The organism is Agromyces sp. Y575, from assembly GCF_059445445.1.
Genome location: NZ_JCAIUI010000002.1, coordinates 1,180,951 through 1,198,865, shown reverse-complemented (window position 1 = coordinate 1,198,865; position 17,915 = coordinate 1,180,951). Strand labels below are relative to the sequence as shown.

Sequence of the window (17,915 nt, the reverse complement as noted above, 5' to 3'; positions counted from 1 at the left end):
CTCTTCGTTCTTTCTCTGGGATCGCCGGCCAGCGGCAGGCGGGGCGCCAGGAGGGTGGCGCCCGAGTTCGGGGCGCGCCGGATGAGCCCGGCGCGGGGTGCGGATACGGATACGGATACGGATGGTGGATGCGGAAATGCCGGCGCGGGCGGCTTCGGACTCAGCTCAGCGCGTCGCTCGCGCTGCACTCGAGGCAGATCCCCCAGAACGTGACTTCGGCCGAGGCGATGCGGAAACCGTGCGTTTCGCTCGGCGTGAGACAGGCGGCCTCGCCCACGACGCAGCCCACGTCGAAGACGGTGTTGCAGCGCGTGCAGACGAGGTGGTGGTGGTTGTCACCCGTGCGGGTCTCGTAGAGAGCCGGCGAGCCGGCCGGCTCGATCTTGCGTAGCAACCCCGCTTCGGTCAGCGCGCCGAGCACCCCATAAACGGCCTGCCGGGACGTGCTCGGCAGCGACGCGGCGACGCGGGTGTGCACGTCGTCGGCGTCGAGGTGCTCGCCCTCGAGGAAGGCGTCGAAGACCGCGAGTCGCGATTCGGTGACCTTGAGCCCCGCGCCGCGAAGCCGGGCCGAAGCCTGCTCGCGTTCATCGATGGCGTTCGTGGTCATGGCCTGAGCCTATCGGTTGTCTTGATTTTGTCAAAACAACTTGCGTCGGCGCGGTGGGCTGTCACGTGCCGGGACCGGGTGCCGCACCGAGGCATCCGTTCGCCGAACTCAGCGCGAGAGCGACTCGGGCTCATCGCGGATGCCGAGCATCTCGGCAGCCTCCTCGCGAGTCGGACGCGGGTCGGACGATGCGCTCAGGATGCTGTCGATGAGACCAGGGAACCGCGAGTCGAGCTCTTCGCGACGCAACGAGACGATGCGCGCGGTGCCGGCGACGGCCGTGCTCGTGACGCCCGCCTCGCGCAGCACCTTGAGGTGATGCGATGCGGCAGAGGGCTCTGCGCCTGCCGCGAGTGCGCAGGTGCCGCTGAGGCTGTCGCCGTCGTGCGCGAGCAGCGAGAGGATCGCGCGGCGATGAGGGTCGCTCAGGGCGAACAGCACATCGTCGAGACGGATGTCGGCTGCGGCCGGGTGGGCGAGTGTGCGCATCGCGGATATTCCTCGGGGTCGACTCTTGCTGCGACCAGCATACCCGTGGTTCACTGCTTCAAGAACTTTTGAAATAAGACCATCACTGGAACCTGAGGACTTGTGAACCTGCACCTGCTACTCCTGATGTTCGGAACCTTCGCCACGGGTACGAACGCGCTCATCATGACGGGGATTCTCCCGTTGGTCGCCGACGGCCTCGACACCACGCCCGCCGTCGCCGGGCTCAGCGTCACCGTGTTCGCGCTCGCCTACGCCGTCAGCGCCCCGCTGCTGCCGGTGCTCCTGGCGCGCTTCGAGCGGCGCACGATCATGGTCATCTCACTCATCGGTCTCGTGCTCGGCACCATCGCCTCGATCGCGGCGCAAGACATCACGACCTTCCTCATCACGCGGGCGATCGTCGGCTTCGGCTCGGCGGCCTTCACCCCCCAGGCGTCCGCCGTCGCCGTGGGCATGGTGCCTGCCGAGCGGCGGGGCCGAGCCATCACGATGGTGCTCCTCGGCATCACTGCTGCGAGCGCGATCGGCGTTCCGATCGGCACCGTGGTGGGCAACGCCTGGGGGTACCGCGCCGCGCTCCTGGTGGTCGCGGCGCTCGGGGTTCTGGCGATCGTCGGCATCCTCTTCGTTCCGAAGACGCCGAGGCCGGCGAATCCCGGCTTCGCTGCACAACTGGCGCCGTTGCGCCGCCCCGCCGTGCTCGCCGTCGCCGGCACCACGGCACTCGTGACTACCGGCTTCTTCGCAATCTCGATCTACTTCGCACCTCTGCTCTTCAGCACTGCCGGGCTCGACTCCTCCGCCCTGGCCGCCGTGCTCTCCGCGTTCGGCGTCGCAGGCATCGCATCCCTCCTGTTCGGCGGGCGATACATCGATCGATTCGGCGGCTTCCGCATCACCGCCGTCTCGCTCGTCGCGATCACGATCGGAACACTGGTGTTCGGCCTTGCGACGAACTTCTGGTGGGTCCTTCTCCTTGTGGTTCCGTGGGGCGTCTTCGGCAACATCATCATCCCGGCCCAGCAGTACGAGCTCGGCCGTCTCGACCCCGACAACCCTGCGCCCGTGTTCGCGTTGAACAGCTCGGCGATCTACGCGGGCACCGCCCTCGGCGGCCTGGTGGGCTCGGTGTCCATGAGCATCGCGCCCGTGCAATGGCTCGTCGTCGTCGCTGCCGTTCCGCTGTTCCTGGCGCTGCTCGCCACACTGGCGCAACTTGCGCGAGCGCGTCGCGCCGGGCGAGCCGGCGAGCTCGAACAGGCGTCGACCCCAGACGCATCCGACCTCTCCGACGTCGCCGCACTCGCTGATTGAGCGGCGGGGTGCCGCGGCACCGTGGCTGCGCTGGGGGGCCGTCCACCATTGGATCTTCGGCGCTTCCGGTGTCGCGGGGAGGCGCGTCTGCAAGAGGTCCAACGGCAGAACGAGCTCGAAGTGGATTCTCCGATGCCGCCGCGGTTGAACCCGAGTTACACTCACGTCTATGGACATGCTGAAGGGCGAACAGATCGCCGCGGCCGACCTGACCGACTGGCGCAAACTGGCCCAGGGACTGCATGCCCGGTACGTGGTCGACGACTTCGGCACGGGAGCACGGTTCGTCGTCGCGGTGGGCGAGGCCGGCGACGCGCTCGGCCACCATCCGCGCGTATCGATCGGCAACGGGTACGTCGACCTCGAGCTGGTCAGCGACGACGCCATCTACCGCGACGACGAGGGTACCGAACACGTCGTCGAATGGGTGACCCAGCAGGACGTCGACCTCGCGCGGCGGATCACCGAGATCGCCGCCGACCACGACCTCGACGCCGACCCGGCCTCGGTCAGCGACATCGAGCTCGGCCTCGACACGGCCCGCTCCGCGACCATCGCCCCAGTGTGGGCCGCCCTCCTGACCGGGAGCGCCGAGTCCCAGGGCCGCGGGTCCCCCAGCGACGAGATCCGGGACGCCACGGGACGGGTACCGAACCTCTGGTTCGGGGAAACCGACGAGCACGAGACTCCGCGTCAGCGGTTCCACATCGAGGTCTATGTGGCGCCCGAGGTGGCCGAGCAGCGGATCGCCTCCGCCCTCGCCGCGGGCGGGATCGTCGTCGATGACAGCGACGCGCCCTCGCTCACGGTCATCGCCGATCAGGACGGCAACAAGGGAATCGTCTGCGTCGACGTGTCCGCGGCGAAGAAGGAGTGAACCCGCCGACTCGGGTGACCACAGCGGGAACTATTTCGCGTTTGTTGGCCTGGGAGCGGCCCGGGCGGCGAGGACAGCGGGGACGTGTTCTTCGGCCCATTCCCTCACGGCGCGGAGCGGCACCAGGAGCGAGCGGCCGAGTTCCGTGAGTTCGTACTCGACGTGAGGGGGGTTCTCGTCGAATACGGTTCGGGATATCAGGCCGTCTTCCTCCAGGGACCGGAGCGTTTCCGCGAGGACCTTCGGGGTGATCCCTTGGATTCGGGTCGCCAGGGCGGTGAATCTCATCGGCTCGTGTTCGAGCGCGTTGACGATGAACACCGTCCATCGTGCGCCGATGCGCCGCAGCACGATACGCGATGGACAGCTCGCGGACATGATGTTGTACGCCATATGGAACCTCTCCGGTTACGTTGAAGTCACCAGTTACCTTTCCATAGCGTCGGGTGTATCGGCACCCGATCGGAGAAGAACGTGACTGGAAGACTCGCCAACAAGACCGTCCTCGTCATCGGCGGAACCCACCGCTTGGGCGCCGCCATCGCGGCGGGCGCAGATGCGGAAGACGCACACGTGACCGTCTCCGCACACGCGCCGCGTGATGAGACGACAATGCGCATCGACCTGCGTGACGAGGCGTCTGTGGCTGCGGCCGCGCAGCACATCGGTCCCATTGATCACCTGATCTCGACCGCCAGCATGACGTACAGTGCACCGATCCGCGCGATGGAGCTCTCCCGGGTGCAGGAGGCGATCGCGGCGAAGATCACCGGTCCCCTCCTGCTGGCCAAGCACTTCCAGATCCGGCAATCGCTGACCCTCTTCTCCGGTCAGGTCGCCTGGCGTCCCGGTTCCGGGAGCTATGCCACGGGAATCGCCAACGGCGCCATCGCGTTCGCAGCCCAACACCTGGCCGCCGAACTCGCTCCGGTACGCGTGAACGCGATCTCTCCGGGGATCATCGACTCAGGTCTCTGGGACGCCCGCGGTGCGGAGAAGGCGGCGTTCCTCACCGCAGCCGCCTCCCGGACGCTCGTCGGTGCGACAGGATCCGTTGAAGACGTCGTCGACGCGGTGCTGTGGATCATGTCCGCCCCGTACTTCACCGGCGAGACCCTGCGCCTCGACGGCGGACGCCGGTGACACTCCCCGCGCGAGCGACGCCAGAGCCGGCCGGCTCAGCGGTCGGTGCGGCGCTCGAGCGGTTCGGGCAGCACCCAGCGCTTCGGGCGCTCGGCGTCGACGGCGACGGGCTGCGAGCGCCCGCGGATGTAGAACATGACGAGGGATGCCGCGATGAGCGCGGTGCCGAGCGGCAGCACGAGTGTGTTCACCAGGTCGATCGCCAGGAGCCAGAAGATCAGCACGGTCTGCCCGGGCTGGGCGTTGAGCCAAGCTGTCGCGTAGAGCTCAGGGCGCACGTACGCGGCCAGGACGGCTCCCGCGAGCGACAGGGCGACGCCCCACCAGAGCGTTCGCTTCGGCATGCTGTCCCGCATCGGACCTCCTCGTTCGGAGGCAAACGCTACCAAGGAACGTCCGCGATGACCATGGCGGTTCCGCGGCGCTCGGAGTCCGCGGCATCCGCTCTGGCCGAAAGAGCGCTCAGTACTGCAGCAGCGAGAAGATCTCGTAGCGGTCGCCGAGCGCGCCGCGCCCGCCGAGGTCGGTGAGCTCGAGGGCGACCGAGATGCCGGCCACCTGCCAGCCGGCGCGTTCGACGAGCCGTGCGGCGGCCGCGACCGTACCGCCGGTCGCGAGCACGTCGTCGACGATGAGTACGCGGGAACCCGGCGGCAACTCGCCCTCGTGCACCTCGAGCGCTGCGGTGCCGTACTCGAGGGCGTAGTCCTCACGGAGTACCGCTCGCGGCAGCTTTCCGGCCTTGCGAATCGTGAGCACGCCTGCGCCGCAGATCGCCGAGGCTGCACCCGCGATGAGGAACCCGCGCGCCTCGACCCCGCCGATGTCGTCGAACCGGCCGGCGAACGGCTCCGTCAGAGAGGTGCCGAGCGCGTGCAGCGCCGGCCCGCTCGCGAACACCGGGGTCAGGTCGCGGAACGTCACGCCCGGTTCGGGGAAATCGGGGATCGACGCGATGAGGCTCGAGACGAGCTCGCGTGCAGACTGCTCGGTCACCGGCCAAGGCTACCGCGCACCGGCCGAGCGCGAGTGCCGGTCGAGCTCGTCGAGACCTCGAGGCGACGGTTTCGACAGGCTCAACCAGCAGAGGAGACGACGGTTTCGACAGGCTCAACCAGCAGAAGAGACGGCGGGTTTCGACAGGCTCAACCAGCAGAGGAGACGACGGTTTCGACAAGCTCAACCAGCAGAAGAGACGGCGGGTTTCGACAGGCTCAACCAGCAGAAGAGACGGGGGGTTTCGACAGGCTCAACCAGCAGAGGAGACGGGGGGGGGGGGGGTTCGACAGGCTCAACCAGCAGAAAAGACGGGGGGTTTCGACAGGCTCAACCAGCAGATGGGTCAATCGTTCGTTCGATGCGGGCATGCAGCCGGGCCTGACACGATGGAAGCAACCGAGCTCTGGAGCGCCTGTGTCACCGAAACGCCTGTACCGCGGCCTCGCCTTCGCCGAGGCCGTCACGTGGACGATCCTCATCGTCGCGATGATCCTGAAGTACGCCGCCGGCGTCGAGTGGGCGGTGCTCGTCGGCGGTTCGATCCACGGGTTCGTGTTCCTGTCGTACGCCCTCGCCTCGGTCATCATCGGCGTCAACCAGCGCTGGAACGTCGGCCGCATCGCCTTCGCCGTGCTCACCGCGATCGTGCCCTACGCGACCATCCCCTTCGAACTGTGGCTCGTGCGAAAGGGCCACCTCGAGGGCGACTGGCGCCGCGAGAAAACGGATCATCCCGCCGATTCGAACTGGGTCAACGGACTGCTGCGCTGGTTCCTCGCGCGGCCCGTGCTGCTCGTGTCGCTCGCGGTCGTCGGCATCGCCGTCGTCTTCGCGGGGCTGCTCGTGATCGGCCCGCCCGGGGGTCGCGAGGCTTGATGAGGTGCGGATGCCGCGGCATCCGCTCTCGGACGTCGACGCTGTTGTGGTCGCCGATGCCGTGCCGAGACCGATCGGCAGGGTCTCGATACGCGCTTCGCGCTACTCGACCAACGGCTGCGGCTGCGGCTGCGGCTGCGGCTGCGGCTGCGGCTGCGGGAAGATTGCAGCATGCCCATCCTCAACAAGGACATGGCGGTCTGCATCTCGCTCGCGGGCCGGCCGTCGAACCTCGGCACACGGTTCCACAACTTCCTCTACGACGAGCTCGGCCTGAACTTCATCTACAAGGCGTTCACGACCGACGACCTCGAGGGCGCCGTGCGCGGCATCCGTGCGCTCGGAATTCGCGGATGCTCCGTGTCGATGCCGTTCAAAGAGGCGGTGATCCCGCTCGTCGACGTCGTCGAGCCCTCGGCGGCGGCGATCGAGTCGGTCAACACGATCGTGAACGACGGCGGCGTGCTCACCGCGTCGAACACCGATTACGAGGCGATCGCGCAGCTCATCGCCGAGCACGAGCTCGACCCCGCGCAGCGCGTGCTCGTGCGCGGTTCGGGCGGCATGGCGAAGGCCGTGGTCGCGGCGTTCCGCGGCGCGGGCTTCGACGACGTGGTGGTCGTCGCGCGCAATTCTTCTCTCGGGCCGGCGCTCGCCGGGCAGTACGGCTACGCGTGGACGCCGACCGATCCCGAGCCCGGCGCCGACGTCATCGTGAACGTCACCCCGCTCGGCATGCACGGGGCGGATGCTTCGGCGCTCTCGTTCTCGGCGGAGCATGTCGGTGCGGCATCCGTGGTGTTCGACGTGGTCGCGTTCCCGGCGGAGACGCCGCTCGTCTCAGCAGCGCGGGCCGCCGGCAAGCTCGTGATCAGCGGGGCCGAGGTGCACGCGATGCAGGCAGCGGCGCAGTTCGAGCGCTATACGGGCGTGCCGCTCACGCGCGAGCAGATCGAGCGCGCCGCCGCGTTCTCACGAGCCGAGTAGCTGCCCCGCCGGTCGAGTAACGCGCGACGAAGGAGCCCCACCGCCGGTCGAGGAGTGCGCGACGAAGGAGCCCGCGTATCGAGACCCCGCCCCCAGGTCTCGATACGCTCGCTTCGCTCGCGACTCGACCAACGGAAACGACTCGACCAACGGTCGAATCGTCAGCGGTGCACGCGATTGACGGCAGCGGTCCAGATGAGGGCGGTGCTCGAGCACGCGAGCAGCGCCACGAAGACCCACGGAAGTCCGCCGAGCCCGATCACGCCGAACAGGATCGCGCCGAGCAGCGCCCCGCCGCCGATGCCGGTGTTGAAGGCCGTCGTGTAGATGGATGCCGCGGCATCGCGGATGCGCGCCGACGCCGAATGCAGCAAGCGTGTGTTGAGCATCGGCGGGAGCGCCCCGAACGCCGTGCCCCACAGGAGGAAGCACGCGATGCCGACGCCCGGCACCTGCGGGAAGAGCGCGAGACCCGCGACGCCGAGGCCCGTCGCGATGAGCGCGACGGCGAGTCCGACGGTGGGGCGGCGTCCGAGCACGGTTCCCGCGAACACGAGGCCGACCGCGCCCGCGATGCCGTAGGCGAGCAGCATCGGGCTGATGGCGCTGGCCGGCAGTCCCATGACCTCGGTGATGAAGGGCGCGACGTAGGTGTAGAAGGTGTACGCACCGACCATCGTGACCGCGGTGATCAGGCAGACGACGAGTACGGGCACGAACGTGGGATCACTGCGCAGACGGAGCGGCGCGGCATCCGTCTCGCCCGCATGGTGCCGTACTGGAGGAAGGAATCGCCAGACGAGGAGGGCGCCGAGGAGTGTGAGCACGCCGATTCCGGCGAACGCGAGCCGCCAGCCGAAGGCCTGGCCGAGCGCCGTGCCGAGCGGAACGCCGAGCACGAACGCGAGCGAGCCGCCCGCGACGCTGATAGAGACGGCGCGGGCGAGCTGCTCCTTCGGCACGAGGTGGCCTGCGTACGCACCGACGACCGACCAGAACAGGCCGTGGGCTGCGCCGCCGAGGATGCGGGTGGCGAGCACCGTGCCGTAGTTCGGCGCGAACGCGGTGAGCACGCAACTGACCGCGAGCACGGCGAGCGCGATGACGATGAGGGTGTGTCGCGGCATCCGCTTGGTCAGGGCCGACAGCGGCACCGTGAGCACCACGACGGTCGCGGCGAACACGGTGACGAGCAGGCCGATGAGGGGCTCGCTGACCTCGAGCTCGCGGCTCATGTCGGGCAGCAGGCCCGTCGGGATCATCTCGATAGTGACCGAGAGGAAGACGGCGGCGGCGAGCACGATGAGGCCGAGCCACGGGAACGGCGGCGCGAGGGCGGGCGTGGTGTCGGTTCGATCGACGGGAGTGGACGGCGTCATGGGAGTACCTGAGCGAAGGGCGTTCCCCGCGGACGGCGGGGCGGGGCTCCGCGAGTGGCCGACGGCGGGTCGACTGCGCGCTGATGTGCGCGCCCAGGGCCGCCGAGAATGCGGCGACCGCGTTCAGTCTACAGAGCGGATGCCGCTGGGTGCAGGTGGTTCGTGGGGGTTCGCGGGGTTCGTGGAGGTTCGCGGGTGGCTCGTGGGCGGCTCGGGTTCCGGGGGCGGTGCACCTCGGGGCGGCGCGCTTCGGGGCGGCGCATTCGGGCGGTGCACCTCGGGGCGGTGCACCTCGGGGCGTCCCACTCGAGTTCTCCACATTCGAACATTCATTCGTATTTGAGTCTGAAACCCGCTAGAATAGTGACATGCCCGAAGCCCCTGCAGCACTCCGCGAACTCGAAGCGGTGTGCGCGTCGGTGCTGCAGGAGTGGGCGGGAGCCCTGCTCGCCGCGTCGCGCGACGCTGAGGCCGACATCGGCGTCATGAGCGACGACGGGCTCATGCGCGCGACCGAGTCGTTGGCCAGGCTCGGTCGCCGCGTCGAGGCCCTGCAAGCACGTTGCGCAGCCGGCATCGCCGAGCGCTCGCGTGGCGGTGGCGACGGCGACGACTTGTCGCGAAAGCACGGCTTCTCCTCGCCCGAGCGGCTGATCGCACAGACGACCGGCGGCCGCTACTCCGATGCCGCACGGCTCGTCGCGGTGGGTCAGGCCACGAGCCACCGTGCCTCGTTCACCGGCGAGGCCCTGCCCCCGCGGCATCCGCATGTTGCTTCCGCGCTCGATGCAGGCACGCTCGGCGTCGCTGCGGCCGAGGTCATCCGCCGGTTTCTCGACCACCTGCCGCCGGTCGTCGCGCGCGACGAGGTCGACGCCGCAGAACTGCTCCTCGTCGACCGCGCTCCGATGGTCGGCGTCGACGGGCTCACGCGCTTGATCAAACAGCTCGAAGCGCACCTCGATCCAGACGGTGTGAAGCCGCGCGAAGACGAGCTCCGGTCCCGGCGAGGTCTCTCCATCTGGCAAGACGCGGCGGGCATGATCAATCTGAAGGGCGCGTTCGATCCGGCGAACGGGGCACCGATCAAGCTCGCGATCGAGGCGCTCGTCGGTGCCGAACTGCACCGGGCACGAGATGCGAAGCGTCCGTTCGGGGCGACGGGCGACCACACGGCGCCCGGCTCCGGCGCCGACGGCAACGCTGACGGCAACGCTGACGGCGATTCTGGCGCAGGTTTCGTGTCCGACCCAGGTGACGGCGAGGTCGAGGCCGCCGACCCCCTCTTCCGCGAAGAACGCACGATCGGGCAGATGAACGCCGATGCGCTGGCCGACATCGCGAGGCTGTCCCTCTCGAGCGCGGCCGCACCGCCAGCACTTCGAGGGGTCAGCGTCGTCGCCCGCATCGATGTCGATGCGCTCGTGACAGGGCGTGGGCACGCGAACATCGACGGCGTCGATCAGCCCGTGTCGGCCACCACCGCGCGCGAACTCGCCGAGTCGGCCGGGGTCGCCCCGCTGCTCATGCGCAACGGATGCGAACCCCTCGAGCTCGGCCGCGCGGCAAGGCGATTCTCCCCGGCCCAGAAGATCGCGCTCGTCGAACGAGACGGCGGCTGCGCATGGCCGGGCTGCCACCGACCCCCGTCGCATGCCCAGGCTCACCACATCGCGTGGTGGAAGCGCCACCGTGGCCGCACCGACGTGGCGAACGGCATCATGCTCTGCAGCTTCCATCATCATCGGGTCCACGACGACGGGTGGAGCATCTTCATCCGCGATGCTCGCAGCTGGTTCGTCCCGCCCGCACACCTCGACCCCGAGCAACGGCCCCGACCGGGCAATGTGGCAGCGCGTCACCTCCTGTCTCGCCATGGCCCAGCACGGCATCCCGACAATTCGCCGCAGGTCGAACGGCAGCGGTCGTTGCCCACGCCTGTGCCCATGCCCGTGCCCGTGCCCACCACCTCAGCCTCGGCCGCCGGAGTGGTCACAGCGGTTGCGTGAGACCGGTCGCATCGCAACGGCCGGTCGGGGCGCCACGGTCGCACCACAGCGCCCGGTCGGGGCGCCACGGTCGCACCACAGCGCCGGGTCGGGGGCGCCACGGTCGCACCACAGCGCCCGGTCGGGGCGCCGCAGTCGCACCACAGCGGCCGGTAGACTTGCGGGGTCAGGCATCCGCCCCGCGGCATCCGCTCGCCGCCGTTCTCTGGAGCTCGCCACTCGTGACCACTGAAGCCCCCGCCAACACCGCTGCCCCTTCGACGGGCTCAGGGAGCACCGCGACGCCGGCGCTCGACACCGTCGAGGTCGCCGCAGTGACTCCTGAAAAGGAGCAGCCGTACGCCGCGCTGGGCCTGAAGCCCGACGAGTACGAGCGCATCCGCAACATCCTCGGCCGCCGCCCCACGAGCGCCGAACTCGCGATGTACTCCGTCATGTGGAGCGAGCACTGCTCCTACAAGTCGAGCAAGATCTACCTGAAGCAGTTCGGCAAGAAGGTCACGCCCGAGATGAAGAAGAACCTCATGGTGGGCATGGGTGAAAACGCGGGCGTCATCGACGTCGGCGAGGGCTGGGCGGTCACCTTCAAGATCGAGAGCCACAACCACCCGAGCTACATCGAGCCGTTCCAGGGCGCAGCAACCGGCGTCGGCGGCATCGTGCGCGACATCATCTCCATGGGCGCCCGCCCGGTCGCGGTCATGGACGCCCTGCGGTTCGGCGCGATCGACCACCCCGACACTGCACGCGTCGTGCACGGCGTCGTGTCGGGCATCAGCTTCTACGGCAACTGCCTCGGCCTGCCGAACATCGGCGGCGAGACCTGGTTCGACCCGATCTACCAGGCGAACCCGCTCGTGAACGCCCTCGCGGTCGGCGTCATGCGCCACGAAGACCTGCACCTCGCCAACGCGAAGGGCGCCGGCAACAAGGTCGTGCTCTTCGGCGCCCGCACGGGCGGCGACGGCATCGGCGGCGCGTCGATCCTCGCCTCCGACACCTTCGCCGAGGGCGGCCCGACCAAGCGCCCCGCGGTGCAGGTCGGCGACCCCTTCGCAGAGAAGGTACTCATCGAGTGCTGCCTCGAGCTCTTCGCGGGCGGCCTCGTCGAGGGCATCCAAGACCTCGGCGCAGCCGGCATCTCGTGCGCGACCTCCGAGCTCGCCTCCAACGGCGACGGCGGCATGGCGATCGTGCTCGACGACGTGCTGTTGCGCGACCCCACGCTCACGCCCGAAGAGATCCTCATGAGCGAGAGTCAAGAGCGCATGATGGCGATCGTGCGCCCCGAGAAGCTCGCCGGCTTCCTCGAGGTCGTCGCGAAGTGGGACGTCGAGACGAGCGTGCTCGGCGAGGTCACCGACACCGGCCGCCTCAGCATCATGTGGCACGGCGAAGAGATCGTGAACGTCGACCCGCGCACCGTCGCCGTCGACGGCCCCGTCTACGAGCGCCCCGTCGCCTACCCCACCTGGATCGACGCGCTGCAGGCCGACACCGCCGCGAAGCTCGACCGGCCCACGACGCCTGACGAGATCCGCGCGCAGTTCCTGCAGCTCATCGGCTCGGCGAACCAGGCGGATGCCGCGTGGGTCACGAACCAGTACGACAAGTACGTGCTCGGCAACACGGCGCTCAGCTACCCCGACGACGCGGGCATGGTGCGCGTCGACGAGGAGTCCGGCCTCGGCGTCTCGATCGCGACCGACGCCAACGGGCGCTACTCGCAGCTCGACCCGCGCCAGGGCGCGAAGCTCGCCCTCGCCGAGGCGTACCGCAACGTCGCCGTCTCCGGCGCGGTGCCGGCGGCCGTCTCCGACTGCCTGAACTTCGGCTCCCCCGAGAACCCCGAGGTCATGTGGCAGTTCTCCGAGACGGTCGAGGGCCTTTCAGACGGATGCCTCGAGCTCGGCATTCCCGTCACGGGCGGCAACGTCAGCTTCTACAACCAGACCGGCGATGTGCCGATCCACCCGACGCCCGTGATCGCCGTGCTCGGCGTGATCGACGACGTCGCGCGCCGCATCCCGTCGGGCTGGCAGGATGACGGGCACAACATCTACCTGTTGGGCGACACCGCGCTCGAGCTCGACGGCTCCGCGTGGGCCGGCGTCGTGCACGGCCACCTCGGCGGACGCCCGCCGGCCGTCGATCTCGCCGGTGAGAAGCGCCTCGCCGAGCTGCTCAACGCGGCTGCGATCGAGGGGCTCATCGATTCGGCCCACGACCTCTCCGATGGCGGCCTCGCGGTCGCCCTCGCCGAAGCGGTCGGTCGTTTCGGCCTCGGCGCCCGCGTGGTGCTCGACGAGGTCGCCGGCGACGCCGGCATCGACCTCGCGACCGCACTCTTCTCCGAGTCCTCCGGCCGGGTCATCGTGACGGTGCCCCGCGAAGACGACGTCAAGTTCCGTGGGCTCTGCGAGGGCCGCGACTACCCGGTGCGGCGCATCGGCGTGACGGATGCGACATCCGCCGCCCTCGAAGTGCAGGGTCTCTTCACCCTCTCCATCGACGAGCTGCGCGGTGTGAACCGCGCCCCGCTCGCCGAGGCGTTCGGGCCCATCGTCGGGTACTGACGCACGCCGGTCGAGTTGTTGGTCGTGTAGCGAAGCGTATCGAGACCCGATGACCGAGTCCGACGGAACCGTGTACACCGAGGCGTATGCCGCGTCGCACGGCAGATTCGCGGTCATCCCGGCCGCCTACGTCGTGCTGCGAAGGGGCGACGAAGTGCTGCTGCAACTGCGCCACGGCACGGGGTACTTCGACGAGCACTGGGCGTGCGGCGCGGCCGGTCATGTCGAGGCCGGAGAGTCGCTTCTCGCGGCCGCGGTTCGCGAGACCCGCGAAGAGCTCGGCGTCGATCTCGACGAGTCGGCGCTCACGGTGCTGACCGTCATGCACCGCACCGAGGGCACGCCGCATCGGGCGATCGACGAACGCATCGACGTGTTCTTCGCCGCCACCGAATGGCGTGGAGAGCCTCGCCCGATGGAAGACAAGGCGGCCGAGCTCGCCTGGTTCCCGCTCGACGGCCTGCCCGACCCGGTCGTGCCGCACGAGCTCGCCGTACTCGACGCGATGCGGCGTGGCACGCTCGCCCCGGTCACACCCTACGGGTTCTGACCGTGGCCTCCGAGTCGTGGCAGGCCACCCTCATCTGGGTGCCGACCGCGGTGTTCGCACTCGCGATCGTCATCGGCGTCGTCGTGCGTTGCATCCGCGCGCCAGCGACGGCCATCGCCACAGCCATGGCAGCGAGACCGGCGCCGGTGGCCGCGGAGTAGGTGGCCGCGGCCGCTGACTCCGCGCGCCCGCTCAGAAGACGAGGAGACCCGCGAGGAAGCTGAGCCCCATCGTCGCCACGCCGATGCCGATCGTGCGGCGCAGCGCCCGGGGCACGGAGGTACGCGCAGAGAGCGCGATGAGCACGCTCGTCACGGCGAGCGAGATGAGGGTCGCGACGGCGACCGCCCACTCCTCCCAGGCGGCCGGATAGGAGAGCAGCATGATCAGCGGAAGCAGCGAACCGGTGGCGAGTGCCGCCGCGTTCGCGAACGCGCCGAGCAACGGGCCCGAAGCCGGCATCGGTTCGTCGATGCCGTGCTCGGCCTCGAGCTGGGCACCGACGGCGTCATGCGCGTGCATCCGCTGGGCGACTTCGCGCGCCAGGTCGCGCGGCACACCGCGATCGACGAAGTGCGCGGCGAGGTCCTCGAGATCGTCGCTCGCGTCCTCGCTGATGTCGCGCTCCGTCTCGATGATCAGCGCCCGCTCGGTGTCGCGCTCGGCCGCGAGTTCCGCGTACTTCGCCCCGAAGCCCGCGACGGAGCCCGCCACGAGGGCCGAGAGCGAGGCGACGAGGAGCGTCGTGCTCGATGCGCCGGCGCCGGCGAAACCGAGCAGCACACCGGCGGTGGTGATGATGCCGTCGTTGGCGGCAACGGCGAAGTCGCGGGCCGCGTCGGTGCGGTACCACCTCATGCGCCCTCCCCATGCCGATGCACCCATTCTGGCGGTGAACGCCCGAATGCACCGGGCGTGAAGGTAGCCTGTCGGTGACGAGCACCTGCTGCGCTCGATTGCGACGAACGGATGAGACATTGGACGGATTCTTCGCCTGGAACCTCGTCGCACTCGTGCTGGCCGTCGGGTACCTCGCCGTCATCCTCTGGGTCGTGTCGCGCATCTTCCGCAGCGACGAGCTGAACGAGCTCGAACGGTGGGTCTGGGCGATCGCGGTGATCTGCTTCCCGCTCGTCGGCTCGATCGTGTGGTTCGCCGCCGGGCCCCATCCGTTCGGCATTCGCCTCACCCGCGACCTCCGCTAGCGCCGCGCGTCCGCGGCTCGCGCTGGGGTCCGCGGCGAGAACGGGTCTTCGTTCCGGTGCTCGTTCCGGTGCTCGATCGGACTTCCGTCCAGACGGCGGCCCAGTGCTGCCACGTGAGTCTCGTCGGCAGCACGTGGTCGGGGATCGCGAGTGTGCGCAGCAGCATCCGCGCTCGATCGGTGCTCAGCGGTCGCGACGTTCGCGTCAGAATCTGCGCGAGCCCCCGCCCGCGCCCGCGGTAGACCTCGGCGACGAATGCCTGGTACGCCGGGCGATCAACCATGTCGACGAGCGGCCGCCGACGCCGCTCCATGGTGAAGACCCCGCCGTCGACCGACGGCGACGGTCGGAACGCGCGCGCAGGCACGCGCCCGTGGAGCGTGAACTCGAACCACGGGTCCCATTGGGCCGTCAGGAGACTCGAGCTACCGACCCCGCAGCGTCGCCTCGCGACCTCCCATTGGGTGAGGAGAACCGCGTCGGTCCAGTGCGCGCGGGCGAGGAGCGATCGCATGATGGCCGTCGTGAGATGGAACGGCACGTTGCCGACGACCACGTGCGGCTCGACGGGGTACCGCCACGTGAGCGCGTCGGCCTGCACGACGGTCGCTGCACTGCCGAGATCACGACGCAGCGCGGCCGCTCGCCGAGGGTCGATCTCGAGCGCGGTGAGCGGCCTCCCGAGGTCGACGAGCGGGCGCGTGAGTGCACCGCTCCCGGCACCGAGCTCGACGATCGGGCCCGGTGTCCGGGCGGTCAACGTGACGATTCGTTCGACGACCCTCTGATCGACGAGGAAGTTCTGCCCGAGCTCGTGGCGGCCGCCGACGTCGGACGCAAATGGGTGGGCAGAGGTGGAAGAAGAAGTGTGTGTGCGCAATGAAAGCTCCGCTGGCGAGGATCGTCAGCCGGGCACGCCGAAGACGCACCGCGGCCAGGGTTATGGCCGAGGCGGAGGGACGCGAAAAGTGTTCGGTCGCCCCGCCTCAGGCGGTGCGGGGCCGAATGATCATTGCCGAGAAATTACAGGACACGATCGTCGACACTAGCAAATGCGCAAATCGCGCGCAGCCCGGAAGCAGCTCAGGCGCCCGACGGCGGGTTCACGAGCAGCTCGATGCGGTCGGCGAGATACCGGTCGAGGGCGGTGAGCGCGTCGGGCCCGGCCGGATTCCAGCGTACGAACACCGCATCGCCGACGACCACGAGGGGTCCGGATGCCCCGGCGCCAGCCAGTTCGACGAGGCTGACCGGTGCCGCGTCGAAGTTCACGGTCTCGCCCTCGCTGAAGCCACCCTTGATCGCGGCAGCCCGAAAGGCGCGCTGCTCGGCGATCGCCGCCGCCGGTGTGCTGCGACGGGCAGGAAGTTCGGCCCGCACCACCCTGCCCGTCGCGAGGAGGCCGCCGTCGGCAGCGAGGAGCAGCGCACCGAGCCGCCACACCCGGCCGAGCGAGCTCATCCTCGCAGCGCGCGGGATTCCCACGACTCGCCGTTCCGGCACGTACTCGGCGAGCGCTTCGTCGCGAGCTGCGCCGACACGGAGGGCGGCAACTGCCTGCGCGACCGCTTCCGTAACGCCCTGCGCGACGGTGAGCCCGCCGGCATCACCCATGCCGGCCGGCGCGTCGCCCGCGGCATCCGTCATCGCGACCGGCCGATGAGCTCGAGCAGGGCTCGGCCGTAGGCCTCCGAGACATCCGGATGCTCGAAGCGCCGCTGTTCGCCGGCGAGATCGACCTCGACCTCGAACGCGTCGTCGAGTCGCCGGAGCGCACGGAATGTCGATCGCAGCAGCTCCCGGAGCTGGTCTTCTCGGGGCAGCCACACGGCGTCGCCGATCGAGACCGAGTCGAGCGCCCACTCGGTGGTGCCGTTGAACCCGAGCATGGTGCCGGTCGGGAACCGGTGCGCCTCGATCGTCATCTCACTGACCGTGAACACGTCGGCCTCGACCTCGGTCTCGACCGAGTCGGGCAGGTCGAGCTGAAAGCGGTCACCAGATTCCGGATGCCACGTGAGCCCGGCCTCCCGTAACGCGAGCGCGAGCTCGCGGCTGATCACGGGATGCCTGCCGCGCCCGGAATGCTCGGCTCGTCTGCTTCGCTGACCGCGCCCGATTCGTACACCACGCTCACCGAACCCGCGGCACCCCCCGAACTCGCGGCACCCCCCGAACTCGCGGCACCCACCGAACCCACGGCCCCCGCGCCGCCCACCGAACCGGGCTCACTGTAGTTCGCATCCACGAGAATCGGCATGTGATCGGACGAGCCTCGCGCGAGCGTCTCGATGCCGACGATGTCGAGCCCGACCGAGGTCGCGAGGTCGAAGTGCCCGCGGAAGAACTTGTACCGCGTGTACGTGCGCTTGTCGCTGAGGGTCAGGTCGTACCCCGAGTCGCGCACCTTCTCGCCGAGGTTCTCCTTGAAGATCGGGTAGTTGTAGTCGCCCACCATGAGCGTCGGCAGACCGGGCCCGAGAAACTGCAGCTCGCCGAGCGCCGACTTGATCTGGTGCCGTCGCAACGAGTTGAGCGCGGTCAGCGGCGCCGCGTGGAACGACGCGACGATCACCTCGCGCTGCGCCTCCAGATCGAAGAGACGCACTCCGATGAGTCGCTCGTGAGCGGGTGCCAGCAACCGGTCGTGGAGCGACTTCTTGAGCACGAACGTCTGCACGCGCACCGCCCGGAACCGGTCGGCGCGATAGTACAGTGCGAGGCCGAGGCGATTGCTCTGCGTCGCGTCGACCAGTTCGAGGGAGTCGATCTGCTGGGGCAGGTCGTGCGTGTCGCATTCCTGCAGGCACAGGATGTCGGGCGAGTACCGTTCGACGATGCCGACGAGTTCGCCGCTCGCCCGGTGCTTCCGAAGGTTGTAACTGATCACGCGCATGA

Annotated in this window: 19 protein-coding genes and 2 pseudogenes; 10 read left to right on the top strand and 11 right to left on the bottom strand. The window is 69.2% G+C overall.

The features are described from left to right. Nucleotides 1-160 precede the first annotated feature (160 nt). Nucleotides 161-610, bottom strand: a complete 450-nt coding sequence (locus AC1C2U_RS11775; RefSeq protein WP_495361916.1) for a Fur family transcriptional regulator — start codon at nt 608-610, stop codon at nt 161-163. A 108-nt stretch (nt 611-718) separates the two neighbouring features. Then, nucleotides 719-1,099 carry an ArsR/SmtB family transcription factor gene (locus AC1C2U_RS11770; protein WP_495361915.1) on the bottom strand — a complete coding sequence of 127 codons (381 nt, stop codon included), beginning with the start codon at nt 1,097-1,099 and terminating at the stop codon, nt 719-721. 126 nt (nt 1,100-1,225) lie between these two features. On the opposite strand from AC1C2U_RS11770, the gene AC1C2U_RS11765 reads away from it, so the two are divergent. Together AC1C2U_RS11765 and AC1C2U_RS11760 are read left to right on the top strand one after the other, a co-directional pair. Beyond that, nucleotides 1,226-2,416, top strand: a complete 1,191-nt coding sequence (locus AC1C2U_RS11765) for an MFS transporter (RefSeq protein ID WP_495361914.1) — start codon at nt 1,226-1,228, stop codon at nt 2,414-2,416. Nucleotides 2,417-2,585: 169 nt separating this feature from the next. Then, entirely contained in the window at nt 2,586-3,293 is a 708-nt protein-coding gene (locus AC1C2U_RS11760; protein WP_495361913.1) for a 4a-hydroxytetrahydrobiopterin dehydratase, read from the top strand. Between the two features lie 30 nt (nt 3,294-3,323). Here AC1C2U_RS11760 and AC1C2U_RS11755 read toward each other — a convergent pair whose 3' ends face one another. After that, nucleotides 3,324-3,686 carry a winged helix-turn-helix transcriptional regulator gene (locus tag AC1C2U_RS11755; protein ID WP_495361912.1) on the bottom strand — a complete coding sequence of 121 codons (363 nt, stop codon included), beginning with the start codon at nt 3,684-3,686 and terminating at the stop codon, nt 3,324-3,326. Between the two features lie 81 nt (nt 3,687-3,767). Between AC1C2U_RS11755 and AC1C2U_RS11750 the strand changes: the two genes are divergently transcribed. Continuing rightward, a complete protein-coding gene (locus AC1C2U_RS11750) occupies nt 3,768-4,436 on the top strand; it encodes an SDR family oxidoreductase (RefSeq protein WP_495361911.1) in 669 nt (222 codons plus the stop codon). A gap of 35 nt (nt 4,437-4,471) precedes the next feature. On the opposite strand, the gene AC1C2U_RS11745 is transcribed toward AC1C2U_RS11750, so the two are convergent. Next, nucleotides 4,472-4,792 carry a hypothetical protein gene (locus tag AC1C2U_RS11745; protein WP_495361910.1) on the bottom strand — a complete coding sequence of 107 codons (321 nt, stop codon included), beginning with the start codon at nt 4,790-4,792 and terminating at the stop codon, nt 4,472-4,474. Nucleotides 4,793-4,898: 106 nt separating this feature from the next. Then, a complete protein-coding gene (locus tag AC1C2U_RS11740; protein WP_495361909.1) occupies nt 4,899-5,432 on the bottom strand; it encodes an adenine phosphoribosyltransferase in 534 nt (177 codons plus the stop codon). Nucleotides 5,433-5,849: 417 nt separating this feature from the next. On the opposite strand from AC1C2U_RS11740, the gene AC1C2U_RS11735 reads away from it, so the two are divergent. Continuing rightward, nucleotides 5,850-6,311 (top strand): DUF3817 domain-containing protein, encoded by a 462-nt coding sequence (locus AC1C2U_RS11735; protein WP_495361908.1) that lies wholly within the window; start codon nt 5,850-5,852, stop codon nt 6,309-6,311. A gap of 171 nt (nt 6,312-6,482) precedes the next feature. Continuing rightward, nucleotides 6,483-7,298: a shikimate 5-dehydrogenase gene (locus tag AC1C2U_RS11730; RefSeq protein ID WP_495361907.1), complete on the top strand. Its 816-nt coding sequence runs from the start codon at nt 6,483-6,485 to the stop codon at nt 7,296-7,298. A 161-nt stretch (nt 7,299-7,459) separates the two neighbouring features. Here the strand turns inward: AC1C2U_RS11730 and AC1C2U_RS11725 are convergent, their stop codons facing one another. After that, entirely contained in the window at nt 7,460-8,677 is a 1,218-nt protein-coding gene (locus tag AC1C2U_RS11725) for an MFS transporter (RefSeq protein ID WP_495361906.1), read from the bottom strand. Nucleotides 8,678-9,045: 368 nt separating this feature from the next. On the opposite strand from AC1C2U_RS11725, the gene AC1C2U_RS11720 reads away from it, so the two are divergent. The 4 genes from AC1C2U_RS11720 (at nt 9,046) to AC1C2U_RS11705 (ending at nt 13,973) form a co-directional block, all read left to right on the top strand. Further along, on the top strand, nt 9,046-10,686 hold the full coding sequence (locus tag AC1C2U_RS11720) for a DUF222 domain-containing protein (RefSeq protein WP_495361905.1): 1,641 nt from the start codon (nt 9,046-9,048) through the stop codon (nt 10,684-10,686). A 314-nt stretch (nt 10,687-11,000) separates the two neighbouring features. Beyond that, nucleotides 11,001-13,262 carry a phosphoribosylformylglycinamidine synthase subunit PurL gene (gene purL / locus AC1C2U_RS11715; protein ID WP_495361989.1) on the top strand — a complete coding sequence of 754 codons (2,262 nt, stop codon included), beginning with the start codon at nt 11,001-11,003 and terminating at the stop codon, nt 13,260-13,262. Between the two features lie 49 nt (nt 13,263-13,311). After that, nucleotides 13,312-13,812 carry an NUDIX hydrolase gene (locus AC1C2U_RS11710; protein ID WP_495361904.1) on the top strand — a complete coding sequence of 167 codons (501 nt, stop codon included), beginning with the start codon at nt 13,312-13,314 and terminating at the stop codon, nt 13,810-13,812. A 2-nt stretch (nt 13,813-13,814) separates the two neighbouring features. Beyond that, a complete protein-coding gene (locus AC1C2U_RS11705; protein WP_495361903.1) occupies nt 13,815-13,973 on the top strand; it encodes a hypothetical protein in 159 nt (52 codons plus the stop codon). 31 nt (nt 13,974-14,004) lie between these two features. Here AC1C2U_RS11705 and AC1C2U_RS11700 read toward each other — a convergent pair whose 3' ends face one another. Then, complete coding sequence (locus tag AC1C2U_RS11700) at nt 14,005-14,670, bottom strand: VIT1/CCC1 transporter family protein (protein ID WP_495361902.1); 666 nt, start codon at nt 14,668-14,670, stop codon at nt 14,005-14,007. A 119-nt stretch (nt 14,671-14,789) separates the two neighbouring features. Here AC1C2U_RS11700 and AC1C2U_RS11695 point away from each other — a divergent pair, with 119 nt between their 5' ends. Continuing rightward, nucleotides 14,790-15,017 (top strand): PLDc N-terminal domain-containing protein, encoded by a 228-nt coding sequence (locus AC1C2U_RS11695; protein WP_495361901.1) that lies wholly within the window; start codon nt 14,790-14,792, stop codon nt 15,015-15,017. A 91-nt stretch (nt 15,018-15,108) separates the two neighbouring features. On the opposite strand, the pseudogene erm reads toward AC1C2U_RS11695, so the two are convergent. The 4 genes and pseudogenes from erm to AC1C2U_RS11675 form a co-directional block, all read right to left on the bottom strand. Beyond that, nucleotides 15,109-15,897 (bottom strand): annotated as a pseudogene (gene erm / locus AC1C2U_RS11690) (23S ribosomal RNA methyltransferase Erm); the annotation flags it as partial. 203 nt (nt 15,898-16,100) lie between these two features. After that, the gene (locus AC1C2U_RS11685; RefSeq protein ID WP_495361900.1) at nt 16,101-16,664 is read right to left on the bottom strand and encodes a hypothetical protein; all 564 of its coding nucleotides are present in this window, start codon (nt 16,662-16,664) and stop codon (nt 16,101-16,103) included. Beyond that, a complete protein-coding gene (locus AC1C2U_RS11680; protein ID WP_495361899.1) occupies nt 16,661-17,080 on the bottom strand; it encodes a pilus assembly protein CpaE in 420 nt (139 codons plus the stop codon). The genes AC1C2U_RS11685 and AC1C2U_RS11680 overlap by 4 nt, the downstream gene beginning before the upstream one ends. 170 nt (nt 17,081-17,250) lie before the next feature. Further along, nucleotides 17,251-17,913: pseudogene (locus AC1C2U_RS11675) on the bottom strand (endonuclease/exonuclease/phosphatase family protein); the annotation flags it as partial. Between the last annotated feature and the right edge of the window lie 2 nt (nt 17,914-17,915).

Bases quoted from the DNA above. Each gene is read 5' to 3' on its own strand.
- AC1C2U_RS11745 (WP_495361910.1), bottom strand. From the start codon at position 4,792: ATGCGGGACAGCATGCCGAAGCGAACGCTCTGGTGGGGCGTCGCCCTG.
- AC1C2U_RS11760 (WP_495361913.1), top strand. From the start codon at position 2,586: ATGGACATGCTGAAGGGCGAACAGATCGCCGCGGCCGACCTGACCGAC.
- AC1C2U_RS11700 (WP_495361902.1), bottom strand. From the start codon at position 14,670: ATGAGGTGGTACCGCACCGACGCGGCCCGCGACTTCGCCGTTGCCGCC.
- AC1C2U_RS11775 (WP_495361916.1), bottom strand. From the start codon at position 610: ATGACCACGAACGCCATCGATGAACGCGAGCAGGCTTCGGCCCGGCTT.
- AC1C2U_RS11770 (WP_495361915.1), bottom strand. From the start codon at position 1,099: ATGCGCACACTCGCCCACCCGGCCGCAGCCGACATCCGTCTCGACGAT.
- AC1C2U_RS11685 (WP_495361900.1), bottom strand. From the start codon at position 16,664: ATGACGGATGCCGCGGGCGACGCGCCGGCCGGCATGGGTGATGCCGGC.
- AC1C2U_RS11765 (WP_495361914.1), top strand. From the start codon at position 1,226: ATGTTCGGAACCTTCGCCACGGGTACGAACGCGCTCATCATGACGGGG.
- AC1C2U_RS11730 (WP_495361907.1), top strand. From the start codon at position 6,483: ATGCCCATCCTCAACAAGGACATGGCGGTCTGCATCTCGCTCGCGGGC.
- AC1C2U_RS11755 (WP_495361912.1), bottom strand. From the start codon at position 3,686: ATGGCGTACAACATCATGTCCGCGAGCTGTCCATCGCGTATCGTGCTG.
- AC1C2U_RS11720 (WP_495361905.1), top strand. From the start codon at position 9,046: ATGCCCGAAGCCCCTGCAGCACTCCGCGAACTCGAAGCGGTGTGCGCG.
- AC1C2U_RS11725 (WP_495361906.1), bottom strand. From the start codon at position 8,677: ATGACGCCGTCCACTCCCGTCGATCGAACCGACACCACGCCCGCCCTC.
- AC1C2U_RS11710 (WP_495361904.1), top strand. From the start codon at position 13,312: ATGACCGAGTCCGACGGAACCGTGTACACCGAGGCGTATGCCGCGTCG.